Source organism: Enterococcus sp. 125944, assembly GCF_051909435.1.
Classification (GTDB): domain Bacteria; phylum Bacillota; class Bacilli; order Lactobacillales; family Enterococcaceae; genus Enterococcus_D; species Enterococcus_D gallinarum.
Genome location: NZ_JBQASY010000007.1, coordinates 140,107 through 160,564, shown reverse-complemented (window position 1 = coordinate 160,564; position 20,458 = coordinate 140,107). Strand labels below are relative to the sequence as shown.

Genomic DNA, 20,458 nt, shown 5'->3' with positions numbered 1-20,458 from the left:
TAATGAATTACTGATCGACGTACTTGCGCTTGTTGAATCGCTATTACTTACGCTCGTGCTACCGCTGTAGCTTGCAGAATCACTCGCACTTAGTGATGCGGAAATACTTGTACTCAATGACATAGAGTCACTGATCGACGTACTTATGCTTGTTGACTCACTAATACTTGCAGATGTTGACTCGCTAGCTGACGTACTCGTACTTGTCGAATCACTGTTGCTTACGCTTGTGCTGCCACTGTAACTTGCGGAATCACTCGCGCTTAATGATGTCGAAATACTTGTACTCAATGAGGATGATTCACTGATTGATGTACTTACGCTTGCGGATTCACTATTACTGATACTTGTGCTTACAGATAACGAATCACTGATCGACGTACTTGCGCTTGTTGACTCACTAATACTTGCAGATGTTGATTCGCTAGTCGACGTACTTGTGCTTGTCGAGTCACTGTTGCTTACACTTGTGCTGCCGCTGTAACTTGCAGAATCGCTCGCGCTTAATGATGTCGAAATACTTGTACTCAATGAGGATGATTCACTGATTGATGTGCTCAAGCTTGTTGAGTCACTGTTACTTGCAGATGTTGATTCACTAGCTGACGTACTTGCACTTGTCGAATCACTGTTACTTACGCTCGTACTACCACTATAGCTCGCAGATTCGCTCGCACTTAATGATGCCGAAATACTTGTACTCAATGAGGATGATTCACTGATTGATGTACTTACGCTTGTTGAGTCACTGATACTTGCAGATGTTGACTCACTAGCTGACGTACTTGCACTTGTCGAATCACTGTTACTTACGCTCGTGCTGCCACTGTAACTTGCGGAATCACTCGCGCTTAGTGAGGCGGAAATACTTGTACTCAATGACAATGAATCACTAAGTGAGGTGCTCAAGCTCGTTGACTCACTGATACTTACTGATAGTGAATTGCTTGCAGAAATACTTTCACTTGTTGAGTCGCTATTACTTACACTCGTACTGCCGCTGTAACTTGTTGATTCACTTGCACTTAGTGATGTCGAAACGCTGACACTCACTGAGGATGAATCACTAAGTGAGGTACTCAAGCTTGTTGAATCACTAATACTTACCGATAAAGAATCACTAGCTGATATGCTGGCACTGATTGAGTCACTGATACTTGTAGATGTTGATTCGCTAACTGACGTACTCACACTTGTCGAATCACTGTTACTTACGCTCGTACTACTGCTGTAACTTGCAGATTCGCTCGCACTTAGTGAGGTAGAAATACTTGTACTCAATGAGGATGAATCACTGATTGATGTGCTCAAACTGGTTGACTCACTGATACTTACTGATAGTGAATTACTTGCAGAAATACTTTCACTTGTTGAATCGCTATTACTTACACTCGTACTGCCGCTATAGCTGGCTGATTCACTACTAGACTCACTATTACTATCGCTAATGCTCAATGACATCGACGTACTAATTGAATTTGAGATCGATTCTGACTCCGATAAACTTTCGGATAAACTCATGCTTGCACTCAACGAATCAGAAATAGATTCACTTAAACTAATGCTTTCACTGAGGGAAGAAGAATCCGATTCACTGATAGCGACAGATAATGATTCTGATGCTGAAATACTTTCTGATACTGAGTCACTTTCTGACAGAGATAGTGACGTGGATTCACTTAGTGATTCCGAGAGTGAAACTGATACTGACTCTGATAAAGATAAACTTTCAGAATCACTTGTACTGTTGCTCAATGATCCAGAAACAGACGCACTTAAGCTGGAACTATCACTTTCCGAATCAGACTCTGATACACTAGCTGATATAGATAACGATTCTGATGCCGAAAGGCTTTCTGACATTGAATCACTATCCGATAATGAAATAGATGTTGAAATACTTTCAGATAGGGATTCTGACAACGATTCTGAATCACTAATAGAAATTGATAGAGACATTGATTCGCTTTCTGAAATAGATGTAGATAACGAACCACTTTCTGAGTCTGATACCGAAACAGATTCACTGATAGAAAGAGACGTTGACTCTGAGTCACTCAATGAAATCGAAACCGATTCTGAATCACTTAAAGAAGTTGAAGTAGAGATTGATGTTGACAATGATTCAGAAGTCGAGTCATTCATGTCAGATTCACTTTCTGAAATAGACGATGACACTGAGTTGCTCTCTGAATCTGATACTGAAACAGACGCACTAATTGATGTAGAAATTGATTCTGAATCACTAATAGAGATCGATTCTGATAATGAGTCACTTTCTGAAATTGATTGAGAAAGAGAAACACTTTCTGACTCAGAAGTAGAAGTAACAATGGATTCTGATAATGATTCGCTTCCCGAAATAGACTCGGACGTAGACAATGATACCGGGTCTTGTTCATAATTGACCGTAAACATCTGTGGCGAAGAATCCGTTTGAGATGCTCCATTGCTGGTAGTATCAAAAGTTTGATTGGCAGCCATAGCTTCCGCTAATGTATTGTAGACTACTCCATCTGGTCCTGTAACCGTATAGATATACCCGTTTCTCTCTAAATCTGCATCTGTCACCCCAAGAGTGAAACTTTCATTTGAAACACCGGAAGTACCATATTTTCCAACAGTGACAGTTCCTGGGATTTGCTCAAATGCTTCCCCTGTAGCAGGATCTGATTCAGGTTGATTATTACCAACGACACCGACTTCTTGATAGGATGGATAAAGAGTGATCGTAATAAATTGTTGATCACTGTCTGTTGTACTGCCATTATTACTAGTACTATCAAAAACAAATGTTCCAGTTTGATCTGCATAATAACCAGCTTGAGTTAGGTAATCCGCGATTAAGTCAGAATAGCTTAGTTCTTGACCAGTCGTCCCATTGATAGCAACTGTGCCAACTTGGTTTTGTAATGGACGGCCATCTGAATTAACAAAAGTTACATTGACAGTTTGTGTGTCTGCTGCAACGTAAATGGTTGTCAGACTCGCTTCAGTTCCGACTGTAGTAGATCCAGGCTGTACATTGCCATTCAATACGGCACCTGTTGCATAATAGTAACCTGGAGGCAAATTAGTCGAAGTATAGTAACTATTTGTCCAATCGATAACATTCCCGTAGTTTGCAGGAATTCTATCTGTTCCGGAAGCTTCGGTACCAGCATTCATATACTCAGAAGAGATTACTTGACCAGTCTTAACGTCGACATATTGGTACTGAACCGAATGATTGGCAACACCATATACATAAATATTATAAGTATAATTTGTGTTCTCCATTGGAACAATCGCAACCGTCGCTTGCCCATAGCTGTCCCCATTATCGGCATTAGTCGTACTATCTCCGCCGCTTTGACCATCATTTTTAGCTGAACTAGCAACTTGGGTACCGATTGCCCACATATAATTTTCAGGCATTAACTCATTGGCATACTCCAATGTTTGCAAATCAAGATACTCACCAATGTAATTAACGTCTGGATCAATTGGCATATCAACAGTTTTAATAATATTGCCGTACTGATCAACATAATTTACGGTTACGGTTCCTGGCGCAATCGCAACAGTCGCTAATTCACGGGTAGAAGTGTCTACAATGTTAGATGTAGTAACATTTCCAGCCGTATCTTTAATAGTTGTTGTCGAACCTGAAATAGTCATTTCCACGAATTTTAAGTTACGGTTGCCTTCTGGAGCAGCGGTTTGGCTACTGCTGCCTTGCCATGTACTGATCTGAGAATTATTCATGACAAATGTTCCCGAACCGGTAATCAATCGACCTGCCGAAACAGCTCCTGAAGAAGTTAGACGGGCTAAGTGCAATGCCCGCGGTGAAATAAAGCGAACTGTTGCACCGGAAGCCACGTTCACAACAGTGTTGGCATTCCATTGTTGCAGATCAAGTACCGTTCCTGCATTAAATGTAACAACCGCCCTATCTGTGACATTCAACGAGTTCGATCCTACTGTGCGAGTAGCCGTCATCTGCAGATTTTGACCAAAAGTTGCGGTTCGGTCATTTGATTGACTTCCCGAGTAACGAGAAAAATCGAGTAGCATTTGGAAACCGTCTTGTTTCCAAGTTACGTCATCTCCGACAGTAATTGAGTTAAATCCGTAATAGACAAGGGGATAGTTGTTGCTGTTATAGGTACTAAGCTCGTTTCCAATAATTGTCGCGCCATCGCCCACTTTAAAGGTGTGATTGAATCCTGTATCACTCGCATTATTGCCACGGATTGCCATATAGTAAAACATGGAGTAGCCGGTAGTACCAGCTGTCCGATTCAACTCTACATGGGCTCCGTTAGCGATTGCTACTTCACCAATTTGCATCAATTCTTGTTTGACATTTGCGACGATTTTACCTGATAAAGTAACGTGACTGTCCTCTGCATCCAGCAATCGTCGTGGTTGATAAGCGGTATCTGTCCCGTTAACTCCATCTCGACCTTCGAGAGTCACATTATTGATATTGAAGAACCAGTACCCATAACCACCGGTTGCTGATCGTGAATCGATCACTCCATCTGCATTACCTGTGCCACTGTCTCCCGAGAGGGTTCCTGATTGCCAATGAATCAAATTCACATCTGTGATCGTAAAGATAGAACCGCGAACTGTAGAACTTGTCCCTACATTAAATGCTGCTCCTGCCATATTGACTGTAAACCCATTACCGTCAATAATCACACTCGTTGCCCGCCATCCTAAATCACGGGTAGCCACATTGGTAGCTGCCGTAATATTAGCGGTTACCTCAATATAGGTAATCGAAGCATTTCCATATGCTGCTTTCAGCGTAGCCCAGTCATTCACTGCTGCATAAGTGCCATTAGCAATAGCTGTTTGCTTGTATAATTCCTTATTTTTCACTTGGTCCGGAACATCAACCGTCACCCCAGAAGGTGAATTGGTTTTGTTACCATCGTTGATTGCCTGCTCAAATTCTTCTCGGCCCATATCTGGATCCGCAGAAACATTGATTTTAACAATCTGCCCTGATTGGGTGGTGATGGCAAAACTAGCAATCAAATTATTGGCACTAGCATATTGTTGTGCTGCCCGAATCAAAGATGTGCTTGGTGATTTGCCATCTTTGACAACAATTTCTAATGCATTCGTCGTGGTGTCAACCGACGCTTGTACTTTCTTGGGTACTAATTGATCGAAGAGATCTTGTGCTTTTTGTGACTCCACTTTATTTTTTTCGGAAACAGTTTGTTTTGGTTGGTTCTTTTGACTTACTGAAGTTGAATGAGAGCCACTTGTCGATTGTGACAACGATAGACTTGTCGATTCTGAGGCACTTGACGCCAATGAGCCACTTTCAGAAATCGAGGCACTTTCAGAGATACTCAAACTTTCTGATTCAGATCCGCTCTTCTCTTCCGAAAGACTCATTGATTCAGAAACACTTTGAGATGCCTCGATACTGGTAGCATTGTTTTCAGTTTCTGAATCACTCCTACTCTGTGATTCTGTTACACTCGTTGACTCTGTCGCACTTTGTGACTGGGTGTTGCTTTCGGATTCAGAAAAACTTTCCGATGGACGCATGCTTTCAGATTGTGAAGTAGCCTCACTTTCTTGCGTCGATGAAGCAGGAATTTTGGCATTCGTTTTATTTGCCAAGACGTTCTCGGCATTTGCTTCTTTACTTGCATCTAAAGGCGGTGTGATTTCTGAAGCATGCGCCACGATTGGTGTGATACTCAATCCAGCAATGCCAGTAAAAGAAGTGATCGTTGCATAGACCCAATGTTTTCCGCTTTTATACATCTTGTAGCGTTCACTCTTATTGGAGCGTAGCAACTTTCGATAATTATTCTTTTTACTCATTACGTTTATTTTTCTCCCCTTTCATAAAACTATTTTTATAAGCTTCCCCTAGTCCTATTTTTAAAAGATAGGACAATTCATTATTTCATAACTAGTAAAAAAGTTACGTTTTGTCCCAGAATCGGGACAAAAAAAGAGCAACCTCTTCCATAAAAGAAGTTACTCTGCTTGAAATTCATGTTTGACTAGTTTTAAAGCGGCTGCAATCGTATCATCCATATCATAATAACGATAGTTTGCTAGACGCCCACCAAATAAACATTTTTTTTGCTGATGCGCTAATTTTTCATACTTGCGATACAGTGCATGATTGATTTGATCGTTAATTGGGTAGTAAGGAATGTCTCCCTTCCGCCAAGTTTTTGGAAATTCTTTCGTGACAACTGTTTTTTTTGTCACAACTGGACAAAAATGTTTATGCTCAATGATTCGCGTATAGGGCGTTTGACTGTCTGTAAAGTTCATGACTGCTGTTCCTTGATAATTATCTGTATCATATGTTTCAGTTTCAAAATGTAAAGAACGATAGGCCAACTCCCCGTAACAATAATCAAAATATTGGTCAATCATTCCAGTATAAACAATCTTCTTGGTTGATGCTTCATGACGCGTACGGTCTGCAAAAAAATCAGTTTCTAAAGAAACTTCAATCAGTGGATTTGAAAGCATTTTTTGAATCATTTCTGTATAGCCCAATTTTGGAATTCCTTGAAAAGTATCCGTAAAATAATTGTTGTTAAATGTATACCGGACCGGCAGTCTTTTAATAATAAAAGAAGGTAGCTGAGCACATCCTCGTCCCCACTGTTTTTCCGTATAGCCTTTGATCAGCTTATGATAAATATCTGTCCCCACCAAAGAAAGAGCTTGTTCTTCTAAATTTCGGGGTCTTTTTATTCCTGTCTTTTCAATTTGAGCCATTAGTTTAATGCGAGCTTCATCTGGTCTTTTGGTTCCCCATAATTGGTAAAACGTGTTCATATTGAAGGGGAGATTATATAGCTCACCTTTATAGTTTGCAATAGGTTCATGAATATAGGGATAAAAATCAGCAAACTGATTGACGTAGTCCCAAATTTTTTTGCTCGATGTGTGAAAGATATGCGCACCATATTTATGTATGTCAATTCCGACTTGTTTTTCTGTATAACAGTTGCCACCAATATGTGCTCGTTTTTCCAACATTTTCACCGAGTGTCCCCGTTTAGCTGCTTCATAAGCAAAAACCGAGCCAAATAGTCCTGTACCAACGATTAGATAATCATACGCCATGTATTTCTCCTAAATTTATTTTTTCTTTTATTATAGAGTTTCGCTAAACCAGAACTATAATTTCTTTTTTTAGAAAAAGAAAATAAAGAAGAAAAGACTGCTCTCTGTTCCATGAGAAAAATAAGTCTTGTTTCAAATCACTTAATCCAGACAGCAAAAAAGCTCTGAAATCACAGCGGTTGTTAAATCAACCGCTGCTCTTTCAGAGCAATGTAATCATCGAAAGATTATTTGTTTTTCAAGTTGTAAAAAGCTTGCAAGCCTTTGTATTCAGCAACTTCACCAAGTTGGTCTTCGATACGTAGTAATTGGTTGTATTTAGCAATACGGTCAGTACGTGAAAGAGAACCAGTTTTGATTTGGCCAGCATTTGTTGCAACTGCGATATCAGAGATTGTTGAATCTTCTGTTTCACCTGAACGGTGAGAAACAACGGCAGTATAACCAGCTTCTTTAGCCATTTCGATCGCATTGAATGTTTCAGTCAATGTACCGATTTGGTTTACTTTGATTAGGATTGAGTTACCGATACCGTTTTTGATTCCTTTTTCAAGGATTTCAGTGTTTGTAACAAACAAGTCGTCACCAACTAATTGAACTTTGTCGCCTAGGCGTTCAGTCAATAGTTTCCAACCATCCCAGTCGTTTTCATCCATACCATCTTCGATTGTGATGATTGGGTATTTGTTAACTAACTCTTCCAAGTAGTCAACTTGTTCTGCAGCTGTACGTTTCACACCGTTTTCGCCTTCAAATTTCGTGTAGTCGTACACGCCATTTTCGTAGAATTCAGAAGAAGCACAGTCAAATCCTAGGTAAACGTCTTTACCTGGTTCTAAACCAGCAGCTTTGATAGCTTCTAAGATTGTTTCAACACCATCTTCAGTTCCTTCAAAACGAGGAGCGAAACCACCTTCGTCACCTACTGATGTTTCTAAACCACGTTTAGATAAGATTGATTTCAATGCATGGAATACTTCAGCACCCCAACGTAGACCTTCTTTGAATGTAGGTGCGCCTACAGGCAAGATCATGAATTCTTGGAAAGCGATCGGAGCATCTGAGTGAGATCCGCCGTTGATGATGTTCATCATAGGTGTTGGCAATACTTTTGTATTGAATCCGCCTAAGTAGTGGTATAAAGGTACTTCTAAATAATCAGCAGCTGCACGAGCAACGGCAATAGAAACACCAAGAATTGCGTTAGCACCTAATTTGCCTTTGTTAGGAGTTCCATCTAAAGCGATCATTGCTTTATCGATAGCCATTTGGTCACGTACATCGTAGCCGATGATTGCTTCAGCAATGACGTTATTTACATTGTCAACTGCTTTCGTTACACCTTTACCACCATAACGAGCTTTGTCGCCATCACGTAATTCAACTGCTTCGTGTTCACCTGTTGAAGCTCCTGAAGGAACCATTCCACGGCCGAAAGCACCTGATTCTGTGTAGACTTCTACTTCGATAGTTGGGTTACCACGTGAGTCTAGGACTTCGCGTGCGTAAACATCAGTAATAATTGACATGTTTTGTCTCTCCTTTGAGTTTGTTTTATCTTAAGGGAATCTCCCTTGCGAACATCTTAATTGTAGTGAAAAAAGCTGTTTTCTGCAAACAATATTTTCATGAGAATGAAATTATTTTACTGCATCCAACAATGCTAGGAATGAATCAGCTTGCAAGCTTGCGCCGCCAACTAATGCTCCATCTACATTTTCTTTTGCCATGTATTCTGCAATATTTTCAGGTTTTACAGAACCACCGTATTGGATGCGTACAGCATCAGAAACTTCTTTACCGTATAATTTTTCAACTGTTTGACGTACAACACCACAGATTTCATCAGCAATTTGTGCATCTGCTGATTTACCTGTACCGATCGCCCAAATTGGTTCGTAAGCAATGACTAGATTGCTGACTTGGCCATCTGTCAATCCTTCTAAACCGGCAGTGATTTGTCCTTCGATCCATTCAGCTGTTTTTCCAGCTTCGTAAGTTTCTAAAGATTCACCACAACATAGGATTGGGATCATACCATTTGCGAAAATTGCTTTCGCTTTTTTGTTGATGTCTTCGTCAGTTTCATGGAAATATTCACGGCGTTCTGAGTGACCGATGATTACATAGTCAACACCTAAGTCAGCTAAAGCAGCTGGTGAAGTTTCTCCTGTAAAGGCACCTTCATTTTCCCAGTAGCTGTTTTGAGCAGCAATTTTTAATTCTGTACCTTCTGCAGCTGTTACTAATGTTTCCAAGAACAACGCTGGTGCTCCGATAACAGAATCTACTTTATCGTTGCTAGGAATTTTTGTTTTGACTGCTTCAGCAAATTCTTTTGCTTCTTTCGCAGTTTTATTCATTTTCCAGTTTCCGGCAATAATTGGTTTGCGCATTTTTCTGGCACTCCTTTGTTATTTAAGGGTCACGGCTGCTTATTGCAACGCAGCCGCGTCATTGCTTGATTATTTGTCGTTGATTGCTGCTAATCCAGGAAGAGTTTTACCTTCTAGAAGTTCTAAACTAGCACCGCCACCTGTTGAGATGTGAGTGAATTTATCAGCAAAACCTAATTGTTCTGCAGCTGCAGCTGAATCTCCACCACCGATGATTGTTGTTGCATCTTCAAGGTTTGCGATTGCTTCACAAACACCGATGGTACCATTAGCAAAGTTTGACATTTCGAACACACCCATTGGTCCGTTCCAAACAACTGTTTTTGCACCTTTTAATGTTTCAGCGAACAATGCAATTGTTTCAGGTCCGATATCTAAGCCCATTTGACCTTCAGGAACATCACCAGTATGTTCTTCTGTTGGAACATCATTTGAAAATTCAGCAGCTGTGATTGAGTCAACTGGTAAAACAAGTTTATCGCCAGCTTTTTCGATCAATTCTTTTGCCAACTCAACTTTATCCGCTTCAACAAGAGAGTTACCAATTTCCATTCCTTTTGCTTTGTAGAATGTATAAGTCATTCCGCCACCGATCAAGATCTTGTCTGCTTTAGGAATCAAGTTTTCAATGACACCGATTTTGTCAGATACTTTCGCACCACCAAGAATCGCTACCATTGGACGTTTTGGTTCTTCGACTGCTTCACCAATAAATTTGATTTCTTTTTCCATTAAGAATCCAGCAACTGTTGGGATTCCTGTAGAAGCGATTCCGACGTTTGAAGCATGGGCACGGTGAGCTGTACCAAATGCATCATTGACAAAAACATCCCCTAATGAAGCCCAATATTTACCAAGCTCTGGATCGTTTTTGCTTTCTTTTTTGCCGTCAACATCTTCAAAACGAGTGTTTTCGAAAACAACAACATCGCCGTCTTTCATGTTGTTGATTGCTGCTTCCAATTTTTCCCCACGTGTTTCAGGAACGAAAGTCACTTCTTTGCCTAACAATTCGCCTAGACGTTTTGCTACTGGTGCTAAAGATTTGCCTTCTTTATCTGCTTCTTCTTTGACACGACCTAAGTGAGAGAAAAGAATTGCTTTTCCGCCATTTTCGATCACGTAATTAATTGTTGGAAGTGCTGCTTTGATACGAGTGTCGTCACCGATCACACCGTCTTTCAATGGAACATTGAAATCCACACGCACAAGAACTTTTTTATCTTTTAAATCGATATCTTGAACTGTCATTTTAGCCATGAACAGATTCCTCCTAATGTAATTGTTAAAAAAAGCGGAGAAGCGCGCTGCTTCCCCGCTTTCTCTTGCGATGGTTTAAATGAATGTACGACGCAAATCTTATAATTTAGCGAAGTATTCTAAAGTACGTACTAATTGTGCAGTGTATGACATTTCGTTATCATACCAAGCAACAGTTTTAACTAATTGTTTGTCGCCAACAGTCATAACTTTTGTTTGAGTTGCATCAAATAGTGAACCGTAAGTCATACCAACGATATCAGAAGAAACGATTTCGTCTGTGTTGTAACCGTAAGATTCGTTTGAAGCTTCTTTCATTGCTGCGTTTACTTCGTCAACAGTTACTTCTTTGTCAAGAACTGTAACTAATTCAGTTAATGAACCAGTTGCAACAGGAACACGTTGAGCAGCTCCGTCTAATTTACCGTTCAATTCAGGAATTACCAAGCCAATAGCTTTAGCAGCACCAGTTGAGTTAGGAACGATGTTTGCTGCAGCAGCACGCGCACGGCGGAAGTCACCTTTAGGGTGCGGTCCGTCTAGAGTCATTTGGTCACCTGTGTAAGCATGGATCGTAGTCATCAAGCCTTCGATCACACCAAATTTGTCATTCAATGTTTTAGCCATAGGAGCTAAACAGTTAGTTGTACATGAAGCACCAGAAATTACTGTTTCATCACCTGTTAAAGTTTCGTGGTTTGTGTTGTAAACGATTGTTGGTACATCGTTTCCGCCAGGAGCTGAGATAACTACACGTTTTGCACCAGCTGTTAAATGTTTTTCAGCAGCTGATTTAGAAGTGAAGAATCCAGTACATTCTAGCACGATTTCAACACCTAATTCGCCCCAAGGCAATTCTTCAGGGTTGCGGTTTGCTAGAACTTTGATTTCGTTTCCGTTCACGTTGAATGATCCTTCATGAACTTCAACTGTACCGTTGAAACGTCCTTGTGTTGTATCATATTTTAACAAGTGTGCTAACATTTTAGCGTCTGTTAAGTCGTTGATAGCCACAACTTCGATTCCTTCTACTTCTTGGATACGACGAAATGCTAAGCGTCCGATACGTCCAAATCCATTAATACCTACTTTAACTGTCATTTAAGATTTCCTCCTTATGAAAATCATAAAAATATTTATTTTAAAGGGTTGCCCCTTTTAAAATCTCATTGGCACAGGCTTCATCTGTGATGAGCCATGTTTGTTTTGGTGCATTTTTCATGTATGCATTGATCGCTTTGGCTTTTGATTTACCGCCTGCGATTGCGAAAATGATCGGCACGTTCTGCAAGTCCTTCAACTGCAGTCCGATACGAGGAATCTTATAAACGACCTCGCCTGCTTCATTAAAGAAATAACCGAAGGATTCCGCTACTGCATTCTTTTGTTTCAGCATCAGGATCTCTTTTTCTGACATCTTTCTTCGAGCTGCCATATGCAGTGCTCGTCCAATACTATGAATAACACAATTTGCTTGACTTATCAAGTTTAAGACATCAAGGATCGCTGGTTCTTTCAACAAAAATTCATAGGTGTTAGTGCTTAATTGTTCCGGTACAAATAGGGAACGATAATTACCATTGGTACGCATCGCCATCACTGATCCGACTGAATTTGCCTGAACATTGACTGCTTCTCCGATGCCCCCTCTGGCTGGGACAAACAAGTTATGGCGTTTGCCAGTTTCAAGATTGCCTAGTTCTTCGGCAACTTTTGCCATTGTCGTACCGCCCATCACAGCGATCGTATTCTCACCATCTGGCAGCAATAAGTCTAACGACTCATTAAGCAGCTGACCGAATTCAGCAATCACTTTCGGTTGACGGTCCCCATCACCGCTGGCAATCAAGCAACGATCAATCCCGAAGTACTCGGATAACCGCTTCTCTGTTTGATGCATGCCAAACAATTGATCCATCAAACTGCCGATTTTTGTATAGATTTCTTCGCCATAGGCCGTTAATTGCATACCGCTTTTAGACGAATCAATCAATTTAAGTTTTTTGAGGATATCCGTTTCAGACCTCAACACACGTTCCGTCATTGCTAAGCTTTCAGACAATGTCCGCCGCCCTACTGGTTGCATCCAATAGATAGTCCGTAAAATACGGTAACGTTCTTGAAGCACCGCGAGGATATCCGGGGTGATTGCCTCAATCAATTTCAATTCATCGAGCATTTTGCATCCTCCCGTTGGACTTTTTTTGTCCTACAATGACTTAAAATGACCCATCTATTCCAAAAAAAATTTAATTCATCTCTTACACCAATAATAGTAGCACTTCTGGACGCCTCATGCAACTATTTCAATTATAAAAAATGATTCTCCAAACTTTTTTAACCGTAAAGCGGATTCTTATCACAGCCAAAAATAGCTTTCAAACTAGTAAAAGAAATCAACAAAGAAAAACTCGAGCAAAAGGATCAGCGACCGCCTATGAAAAGCGGGCAGAGCTATTTATCACAAGTAGCCCTGCCTTTGCTACGATTATATGAAACCCAAATTGCTTACCTGTCTTCTTATGTAAAAGAGGTGGGGTCATTGGACTTTTTGCCGGCATTCTTGTTGAATCTTTCTTCAATAGCTGGACCAGAACAAGAACTGTATCGAAAAATCAATCAAACCGCTTTCGTTTAGATGATCCAGGAATATTAAGAGCCTCACGATACTTGGCAACAGTCCGGCGAGAAATTTCCACTTCTTCCGCTTTTAACAAATCAGCCAATTTTTGATCAGAAAGCGGCTTCTGCTTATTCTCTTCGTTGATCAAAGCTGCCAAACGCCGCTTGATTGCCTCCGTGGTGACATCCTCTCCACTTTGGGTGGACACTTTTTGACCAAAGAAGGACTTCAGTTCAAAAACACCAAATTCTGTCTCCAAATATTTCCCATTGACGGCACGACTGACTGTCGATTCGTGAATACCTAATTCGTCAGCGATTTCTTTGAGGATCAATGGCTTCAATGGTCGGTCAGCTTGTAAAAAAAAGGCTTGCTGATGATGAACGATCGCTTCTCCCACTCGATAGATGGTATCTCCTCGCTGCTGGAGAGTCTTTTTTAGCCATTCAAATTCTTGGGCTTTGTTGTCTAAATATTTCTTTACCTCAGCATCGCCACTTTGTTTTAATTGATCAAAATAGTGTTGTTGGAAACGGACTTCCGGCATTGCTCGTCGATTAGAGGTAACCACTGGCTGGCCTTCAGTAATCGTAACTCGCAAATCTGGGATGATATACAAACCATCTGTAGACCCAAAGGCCGCCCCTGGTGTTGGGGTCAACGTTTGGATATAGTCAAACACCTTCTGAATTTCTGAAAGCGAAACTGCTAGATTTTTCGCTATTTTGTCCCACTTGCGCTCTGCTAATTCCGTGAACCATTCTTCAAGAACGATATAGGCGAGTTCTGGCGCAGCATCGTCCCGTTCAGTTTGAAGCATGAGGCATTCTCGTAGATCTCGTGCGCCGACACCCGCTGGATCCAACTGCTGAATCAGTGTCAAGGCATCGAGCATCTGAATCTCTGAAGCTCCGATCATTTGACCAGCCTTCACCAAATCAATGGTCAAAAATCCATTCAAATCAATATATTCCACTAGAAATAACACGACGGTGCGTAGAAAGGTGTCTCGGTAATTTAAATGGATTTGATCGATCAAATACTCAAAGAGCGAACTTCCTCTATTTGGGATCTGATTCAAATATTCATTGAATTGCTCAGATGTCCCACTGCCTTGAGTATAACTCGTCGGATATTCATGGTCCGTTAAATCGATCAGGGGATTCTCTAATGCCTGATTATCTACGAAAGCAAGCAGTTCATCTGATGAAAATTGCAGCACTTGGATCGACTGCTGTAATTTCTGCGTCATCGCCAACTTTTGTGTCTGTTTTTGTTGTTGCGAAAATTGTTGTTGAAATTTCATCATTTTACCTCTTGTTTTTTCTGAGAAAATTGGTTAAACTGTTATTTGTGCTTCGCGCCTTTAGTGTAGTGGATATCACGTAAGATTCCGGTTCTTGAGACGGGGGTTCGATTCCCTCAAGGCGCGTTTTTCATTTCATTTATAGTATACTTTATCTCAAGGGATAATTCAAAAAACCACGGAAGTGCTGACAGCACTTCCATTTTTTTTATTTTGATTGAGCTCTTGCCATCTTCCATACGCTGTTGCCTTTGCTAAACACAAAAAAGAAGAGGCCTATTCCTCTTCTTCCTCGTCATCAAATTCGTCTTCTTCTTCATCATCGATGATCGTTAGATCTTCTTCAATATTCCCTGGTAGTTCCTCTTCGTCATCATCGTTATTGTCTGCACCAATTTCTTGCAGATCTGAGTTATATGCGGAGATTTCTTCATCCTCATCGTCATCATCGTCAAAAAGATCCTCTTCATCGTCATCAGACAAATCAGTATCCTCTGGGTCATCATCGTTATAATCGATCGCGTCTTCATCGTCACTAATAAAGGCATTCACTTTCTTACGTTTGCGACGACGCGGTGTATCTTCATCTTCATCATCGATTCCGTGGTTGACTTCTTCATCGATTGAGTCGATCGCATACCATGAACGCAATCCCCAGCGATTGTCTCCCAAAGAAATAAAACTGCCATCGATATTCAAGTCTGTATAAAACTGCGCCAAAGAATCACGAATCTCGCTGTCCGAAGTTTCTAGATAGTTTTGGATTTGGTTGACCAAATCAGAAAAATCCATCACGTCACCGCGTTGCTCTAAAATCGCATGGGCAACTTCGATCATTGACAATTCGTTTTTATTTACACCTTCAAATACATTAATTTCCAAACGGGACACGTCCTTTCACAGTCTACTCCTAATCATACAAAAATGTGAGACAAATTGCAATTTATTCTTTCAAAATTTGCATTTATTTAAGCAGTAAACTCCAAAGAAAGTTTGTATTCTCCCACTTTGTCTTCCATCATAAATAAATCATAATGGACATCGACTTTACCTGAATAAGGACGATCTTTCAGACTCACATGTAAGTGACTTGTATATGTATGGAAATGCATCATGCCGTAAGGCGTTTGATAACTTGTTTCTAAACGCTCTTTGTAAGCGAATTTCAAGCGTGTTCGCATTTCTCCCGAGCGAATCAGTTGGATCACGCCATCTGGCATAATTTTCATCGTCACTGGTACTTCGGCTCCTTCTGGCTGAATCTCTTTGTATCTCAGATACAGCGTATCGCCAATTTTGACCGCCTGTCCTTGTAAATCAAACAAAAAATCTTGTGTTTCTCCCGCTTGTTCGACCTTTGTCGTTAAATGGATCGAAATCGGAATTCCTTGTGACAATTCCCTCATGATAGTGTGCCTCCTTAGCAGATTTCAGTTCCATTTTTCCTTTTTTCCCCTCTTTTGTCAATCATTTCAGCTAAAACATCCACTATAGAACGTTTTCTTAGCTTTTTGATTAAGTTTTTTCATGATCTTCATATATAATAGTAGGAGATCTTATTATTGAAGGAGAATCTAAGCCTACCGTGACCATTGAAATGATTGATCAAATGTTGCCATTTGATCCCCAAACTACCGAGAATCGTTTTTTACCGTTTGCATTGACCGATGTATTGAGTGAATATGCAGGCGTTCATCATCAGGATTTTTTACACTTTTGGCAGTTGCCTGATACTATGATTTTAGGAATGAAAGATACCCGAGTGCCTTATTTCACCGAAGGAATATCCGCTTTGACGACTGCTGGCTTTCAACCAATCATCCGCAACTCAGGCGGGCTTGGGGTCATCAACGATGCCGGTGTTCTGAATGTATCGTGGATTTTCCCAAAAACGTTAGCTGCTACTACAGATGCGGCTTATCAGCGAATGGTCGACTTGATGCGAGAAGCATTTCCCGAAAAAGAAATTGCTGCCTATGAAATCCCAAACTCTTATTGTCCCGGTACCTTTGACTTGAGTATGGACGGAAAGAAAATCGCAGGGACTGCCCAGCGCAGGATCAAAGCAGGAATTGCAGTCATGATGTACCTTAGTGTCAACGGCGACCAACACTATCGAGGAGAAGTAGTAAGAACGTTTTATCAAAGAAGCTTGAAAGAGCAGTTTGGTACTAATGGCTATCCCGCCGTTGAACCTACCAGTATGACAACACTCCAAGATGTGCTTCAGCGCTCTTTCTCTGTATCAGAAGCTGCCTCACGACTGCAAGAGGCCTTGATGCGGCTAACTAAGTCCTCTCTCAGCCCTGTGACTGCATCCGAATGGGTTGAAAAAAATGATCAAGCGGCATTACTAGAGGCTCGTATGACCAGTATGTATCAACGAAATCAACCGATAAAGGAGAGTTCACAATGAGCATCCCATATAAGTATCAAACACTTGCTATTGAAAAAGTATTCCGTGATCCTGTACACAACTATGTGCATGTGCAGCATCAAGTGATCTTGGACTTGATCAATTCGAAAGAAGTACAGCGCCTGCGAAGAATCAAACAACTAGGAACTTCTTCGTTTACTTTTCATGGTGCTGAACATAGTCGCTTCTCACATTCGTTAGGGGTTTACGAAATTAGCCGCCGCATCTGTGATTTGTTTCAACGAAATTTCCCAGTTGAAAAAGTTGGGTCTGATGGCTGGGATGACCGGGAACGATTGGTCACGCTTTGTGCTGCTTTGTTGCATGATGTTGGCCATGGCCCTTATTCTCACACTTTTGAACATATTTTTCATACCGATCACGAAGCCATCACTGTAGCGATCATTACTTCTCCAGAAACAGAAGTCTATCAAATCCTCAATCGTGTGGAAGAAGGTTTTCCTGAAAAAGTGGCCAGTGTTATTACTAAGACATACCCAAACCCACAAGTGGTGCAAATGATTTCCAGTCAGATCGATGCGGATCGCATGGATTATTTACTGCGGGATGCATACTTCACGGGAACGGAATACGGCACATTTGATTTGACACGTATTCTGCGAGTCATTCGTCCCTATGCTGGCGGGATCGCATTTTCTATGAGTGGCATGCATGCGGTAGAAGATTATATTGTCAGCCGCTATCAAATGTATGTCCAAGTCTATTTCCATGCCAGTTCTCGGGGAATGGAAGTTATCTTGGCACATTTACTAAATCGCGCTGCCGAATTGTATCAAGAACATGAAGAACTTTTCCAATCGCATTCCCAGCTTTTGCTGCCCTTTCTTAAACAGCACTTTACTTTGGAAGAATACCTAAAACTAGACGATGGCGTCTTGAATACGTACTTCACTCAGTGGACGGAAGAAAATGATCCGATTCTTAGTGATTTAGCCAAACGATTCTTGAACCGCAAACCGCTGAAGTCTGCACGTTTTGAAGAATACACTCAATTGCCATTGATTCATGAACTGCAATCTCTTGTCGAAAAAGTCGGTTTTAACCCCGACTATTACACAGCAATCAATTCTAGTTTCGATTTACCTTATGACTTTTATCGCCCAACTTCCGGCATGCATCGGACACAAATCGAACTGCAAGAAAAAGACGGCTCCCTAGTGGAATTATCCAAGGCTAGTCAACTAGTAGCTGCACTTGCTGGGCAAACACAAGGAGACCAGCGCTTTTATTTTCCAAAAGAAATGATTGACCCCGCACTACAAAATCACTATGATTTATTTTGGGATACGTATCAAGAGTTTGCGAAACATATTCGCAATGGTGCCTTGATCAATACGAACAACTAGGAGGAAGTTATGAGCATCAAACTGATTGCTATCGATATCGATGGCACGTTACTGAACAATGATCGAAAAATCACACCTGGAGTGTACCAAGCACTAAAAGCTGCGGAGGCACAGGGTGTTCGAATCGTCTTATGTACTGGCCGCCCCTTAACAGGTGTCCAAGATTTATTAAGTGAACTAGACTTGTTTTCAGAAACGGACTACGTAATCACATATAATGGTTCTCTCGTACAGAAGACTAAAACAAAAGAAATCGTTTCTGAATTCGGATTGACGCATGAAGAATACTTAGAAGTAGAAATGACTGCCCGTAAATTAGGGGTTCATTTGCATGTGGAAACCCAAGATACGATGTACACAGCGAATCGAGACATCAGTCCTTATACCGTCTATGAAGCCTTTTTGGTCAATATGCCTTTGAAATATCGTACACCGGAAGAAATGACTGCGGATCTGAATATCATCAAAATGATGATGATCGATGAGCCTGAATTGATCGATGCTATTATTCCACAATTGCCAACTTCATTGACTGAGCGTTTCAATATCGTCAAAAGTGCGCCATTTTTCTTAGAAGTCTTGAATAAGAAAGCTCATAAAGGGGCTGCGGTTCAGAAGCTAGCTGAGGAACTAGGTATCTCACAAGCAGAAGTCATGGCGATTGGTGATAACGAAAATGATCTAACGATGGTCGAATATGCGGGTCTTGGCGTTGCAATGGCTAATGCAACAGAAAACGTCAAACAAGCGGCCGACGTCATCACTGCTTCCAATGAAGAAGATGGTGTAGCTAAAGTTATCAATGACTATGTGTTAAATGAACTAAAATAAAAGAGTAAAAAAGACAACGATCACTGCCTTTATGCATGATCGTTGTCTTTTTGATTTACCCATTGTTTCACTGCCCAGGCATGACTGCCGCGTTTCAATAAATGAATGGCTTCTTCTGGTGTATGCCACGAAAGTTGGTTGTGTTGTTCTGTTGGCTCACCTATTTTTTGCCAATCGGTCATCAAATAAAAATAGGCCGGATGATGGTAATACGTTTCTCGATGTCGCGAGTAAAAATAATCAACCGCCTCCCCTAAATAACTGGCGATCTTTCCTGCAAATCCTACTTCTTCGACCAATTCCCGTTTGATCGTTTCTTCCTTCGATTCACCGGGTTCAATCTCCCCTCCTGGTAAAAAAAAGGCGCCATTTGGCGCTTGGACCAAAATCACTTGTTGGTGTTCATTCGGAATCACGACATAGGCACCGAATCGTGAAATATAGTCAGCCCCCGGCTCTTTTTGCCCAAACACTTTCTCCTTGTTCCCCATGTTTCCCTCCATCATCTCTTTCTTTCCATTCTACCTTAGGAAGCCACTGGCGACAAGCTGCAACTTGACGGGGTGCACTTTTCTTACCACAAAAAATCGGGTTATGTTATTATAGGCTTACCACAACTGAAAGGATGAATGACAAATGAAAATGGCACATACTTGTGTGCGAGTGAAAGATCTAGAAGCATCACTTGCATTTTATCAAGAAGCATTCGGTTTTGAAGAATCGCGCCGTCGTGATTTTCCAGAAAACAAATTTACGTTGGTTTACCTGACATTACCAGGAGATGATTATGAATTAGAATTAACTTATAACTATGATCATCCCGGCTATGATCTAGGTGACGGCTATGGTCATATCGCGATCAGTACCGATGATTTAGAGAAACTTCACGAGCAGCATAAAGCAGCTGGTTTTGATGTTACTGACTTAAAAGGCTTGCCTGGTACTTCTCCTTCTTACTATTTCGTGAAAGACCCAGATGGCTACAAAATAGAAGTGATTCGCGAAAAATAAAAAAGTACTGTGACTTAAGTGCAGCAACAAATGGAACATCCGAACGATAACGAAATTGCATCTACTCTCTAGTAGGTCCTCGCAATTTCGTGGAAAAAGTCAGTTCGGATAGCTTCCTTTGTTTTCCTTTTGTCG

16 protein-coding genes and 1 tRNA gene are annotated in these 20,458 nt (G+C 41.0%); 6 read left to right on the top strand and 11 right to left on the bottom strand.

Annotated features, from left to right (window positions below; translation table 11 throughout):
* From ACTFWY_RS08480 to ACTFWY_RS08450, 7 genes are all read right to left on the bottom strand, one after another.
* Positions 1-5,841 (bottom strand): pectate lyase-like adhesive domain-containing protein (locus tag ACTFWY_RS08480; RefSeq protein WP_439948483.1); only part of this gene is annotated, 5,841 nt, incomplete at its 3' end.
* A 159-nt stretch (positions 5,842-6,000) separates the two neighbouring features.
* The gene (gene glf, locus ACTFWY_RS08475; RefSeq protein ID WP_081131216.1) at positions 6,001-7,113 is read right to left on the bottom strand and encodes a UDP-galactopyranose mutase; all 1,113 of its coding nucleotides are present in this window, start codon (positions 7,111-7,113) and stop codon (positions 6,001-6,003) included.
* Between the two features lie 227 nt (positions 7,114-7,340).
* Complete coding sequence (gene eno / locus ACTFWY_RS08470; protein ID WP_003127565.1) at positions 7,341-8,642, bottom strand: surface-displayed alpha-enolase; 1,302 nt, start codon at positions 8,640-8,642, stop codon at positions 7,341-7,343.
* Positions 8,643-8,753: 111 nt separating this feature from the next.
* On the bottom strand, positions 8,754-9,509 hold the full coding sequence (gene tpiA, locus ACTFWY_RS08465) for a triose-phosphate isomerase (RefSeq protein WP_003127564.1): 756 nt from the start codon (positions 9,507-9,509) through the stop codon (positions 8,754-8,756).
* A 69-nt stretch (positions 9,510-9,578) separates the two neighbouring features.
* Positions 9,579-10,769 carry a phosphoglycerate kinase gene (locus ACTFWY_RS08460; RefSeq protein ID WP_003127563.1) on the bottom strand — a complete coding sequence of 397 codons (1,191 nt, stop codon included), beginning with the start codon at positions 10,767-10,769 and terminating at the stop codon, positions 9,579-9,581.
* 99 nt (positions 10,770-10,868) lie between these two features.
* On the bottom strand, positions 10,869-11,870 hold the full coding sequence (gene gap / locus ACTFWY_RS08455; RefSeq protein ID WP_003127561.1) for a type I glyceraldehyde-3-phosphate dehydrogenase: 1,002 nt from the start codon (positions 11,868-11,870) through the stop codon (positions 10,869-10,871).
* 40 nt (positions 11,871-11,910) lie between these two features.
* Positions 11,911-12,948, bottom strand: coding sequence for a sugar-binding transcriptional regulator (locus ACTFWY_RS08450; protein ID WP_003127560.1), 1,038 nt, complete (start codon positions 12,946-12,948; stop codon positions 11,911-11,913).
* A 258-nt stretch (positions 12,949-13,206) separates the two neighbouring features.
* Between ACTFWY_RS08450 and ACTFWY_RS08445 the strand changes: the two genes are divergently transcribed.
* Positions 13,207-13,407, top strand: a complete 201-nt coding sequence (locus ACTFWY_RS08445) for a hypothetical protein (RefSeq protein WP_081131214.1) — start codon at positions 13,207-13,209, stop codon at positions 13,405-13,407.
* Here ACTFWY_RS08445 and rpoN read toward each other — a convergent pair.
* Entirely contained in the window at positions 13,385-14,698 is a 1,314-nt protein-coding gene (gene rpoN / locus ACTFWY_RS08440) for an RNA polymerase factor sigma-54 (RefSeq protein WP_135172101.1), read from the bottom strand. The genes ACTFWY_RS08445 and rpoN overlap by 23 nt on opposite strands.
* 54 nt (positions 14,699-14,752) lie before the next feature.
* Here rpoN and ACTFWY_RS08435 point away from each other — a divergent pair.
* Positions 14,753-14,824, top strand: a tRNA-Arg gene (locus ACTFWY_RS08435).
* Positions 14,825-14,974: 150 nt separating this feature from the next.
* On the opposite strand, the gene rpoE is transcribed toward ACTFWY_RS08435, so the two are convergent.
* Positions 14,975-15,580 (bottom strand): DNA-directed RNA polymerase subunit delta, encoded by a 606-nt coding sequence (rpoE, locus tag ACTFWY_RS08430; RefSeq protein WP_439927188.1) that lies wholly within the window; start codon positions 15,578-15,580, stop codon positions 14,975-14,977.
* Between the two features lie 86 nt (positions 15,581-15,666).
* The gene (locus tag ACTFWY_RS08425) at positions 15,667-16,104 is read right to left on the bottom strand and encodes a DUF1934 domain-containing protein (protein ID WP_439927187.1); all 438 of its coding nucleotides are present in this window, start codon (positions 16,102-16,104) and stop codon (positions 15,667-15,669) included.
* A 179-nt stretch (positions 16,105-16,283) separates the two neighbouring features.
* Between ACTFWY_RS08425 and ACTFWY_RS08420 the strand changes: the two genes are divergently transcribed.
* From ACTFWY_RS08420 to yidA, 3 genes are read left to right on the top strand one after another with little or no spacing between them, the layout of a single operon-like run.
* Positions 16,284-17,114: a lipoate--protein ligase family protein gene (locus ACTFWY_RS08420; RefSeq protein WP_439927186.1), complete on the top strand. Its 831-nt coding sequence runs from the start codon at positions 16,284-16,286 to the stop codon at positions 17,112-17,114.
* Positions 17,111-18,481: an HD domain-containing protein gene (locus ACTFWY_RS08415; RefSeq protein WP_439927185.1), complete on the top strand. Its 1,371-nt coding sequence runs from the start codon at positions 17,111-17,113 to the stop codon at positions 18,479-18,481. Before ACTFWY_RS08420 ends, ACTFWY_RS08415 begins: the two co-directional genes overlap by 4 nt.
* Positions 18,482-18,490: 9 nt before the next feature.
* The gene (gene yidA / locus ACTFWY_RS08410) at positions 18,491-19,312 is read left to right on the top strand and encodes a sugar-phosphatase (protein ID WP_003127553.1); all 822 of its coding nucleotides are present in this window, start codon (positions 18,491-18,493) and stop codon (positions 19,310-19,312) included.
* Positions 19,313-19,341: 29 nt separating this feature from the next.
* On the opposite strand, the gene ACTFWY_RS08405 is transcribed toward yidA, so the two are convergent.
* Entirely contained in the window at positions 19,342-19,803 is a 462-nt protein-coding gene (locus ACTFWY_RS08405) for an NUDIX hydrolase (protein WP_005471806.1), read from the bottom strand.
* Between the two features lie 145 nt (positions 19,804-19,948).
* Here ACTFWY_RS08405 and gloA point away from each other — a divergent pair, with 145 nt between their 5' ends.
* Positions 19,949-20,323, top strand: a complete 375-nt coding sequence (gene gloA, locus ACTFWY_RS08400) for a lactoylglutathione lyase (RefSeq protein WP_003127551.1) — start codon at positions 19,949-19,951, stop codon at positions 20,321-20,323.
* The last annotated feature ends 135 nt before the right edge of the window (positions 20,324-20,458 follow it).

Bases quoted from the DNA above. Each gene is read 5' to 3' on its own strand.
- gloA (WP_003127551.1), top strand. From the start codon at position 19,949: ATGAAAATGGCACATACTTGTGTGCGAGTGAAAGATCTAGAAGCATCA.
- yidA (WP_003127553.1), top strand. From the start codon at position 18,491: ATGAGCATCAAACTGATTGCTATCGATATCGATGGCACGTTACTGAAC.
- ACTFWY_RS08425 (WP_439927187.1), bottom strand. From the start codon at position 16,104: ATGAGGGAATTGTCACAAGGAATTCCGATTTCGATCCATTTAACGACA.
- ACTFWY_RS08415 (WP_439927185.1), top strand. From the start codon at position 17,111: ATGAGCATCCCATATAAGTATCAAACACTTGCTATTGAAAAAGTATTC.
- eno (WP_003127565.1), bottom strand. From the start codon at position 8,642: ATGTCAATTATTACTGATGTTTACGCACGCGAAGTCCTAGACTCACGT.
- gap (WP_003127561.1), bottom strand. From the start codon at position 11,870: ATGACAGTTAAAGTAGGTATTAATGGATTTGGACGTATCGGACGCTTA.
- ACTFWY_RS08460 (WP_003127563.1), bottom strand. From the start codon at position 10,769: ATGGCTAAAATGACAGTTCAAGATATCGATTTAAAAGATAAAAAAGTT.
- tpiA (WP_003127564.1), bottom strand. From the start codon at position 9,509: ATGCGCAAACCAATTATTGCCGGAAACTGGAAAATGAATAAAACTGCG.
- ACTFWY_RS08405 (WP_005471806.1), bottom strand. From the start codon at position 19,803: ATGGGGAACAAGGAGAAAGTGTTTGGGCAAAAAGAGCCGGGGGCTGAC.
- glf (WP_081131216.1), bottom strand. From the start codon at position 7,113: ATGGCGTATGATTATCTAATCGTTGGTACAGGACTATTTGGCTCGGTT.
- rpoN (WP_135172101.1), bottom strand. From the start codon at position 14,698: ATGAAATTTCAACAACAATTTTCGCAACAACAAAAACAGACACAAAAG.
- ACTFWY_RS08445 (WP_081131214.1), top strand. From the start codon at position 13,207: ATGAAAAGCGGGCAGAGCTATTTATCACAAGTAGCCCTGCCTTTGCTA.
- ACTFWY_RS08450 (WP_003127560.1), bottom strand. From the start codon at position 12,948: ATGCTCGATGAATTGAAATTGATTGAGGCAATCACCCCGGATATCCTC.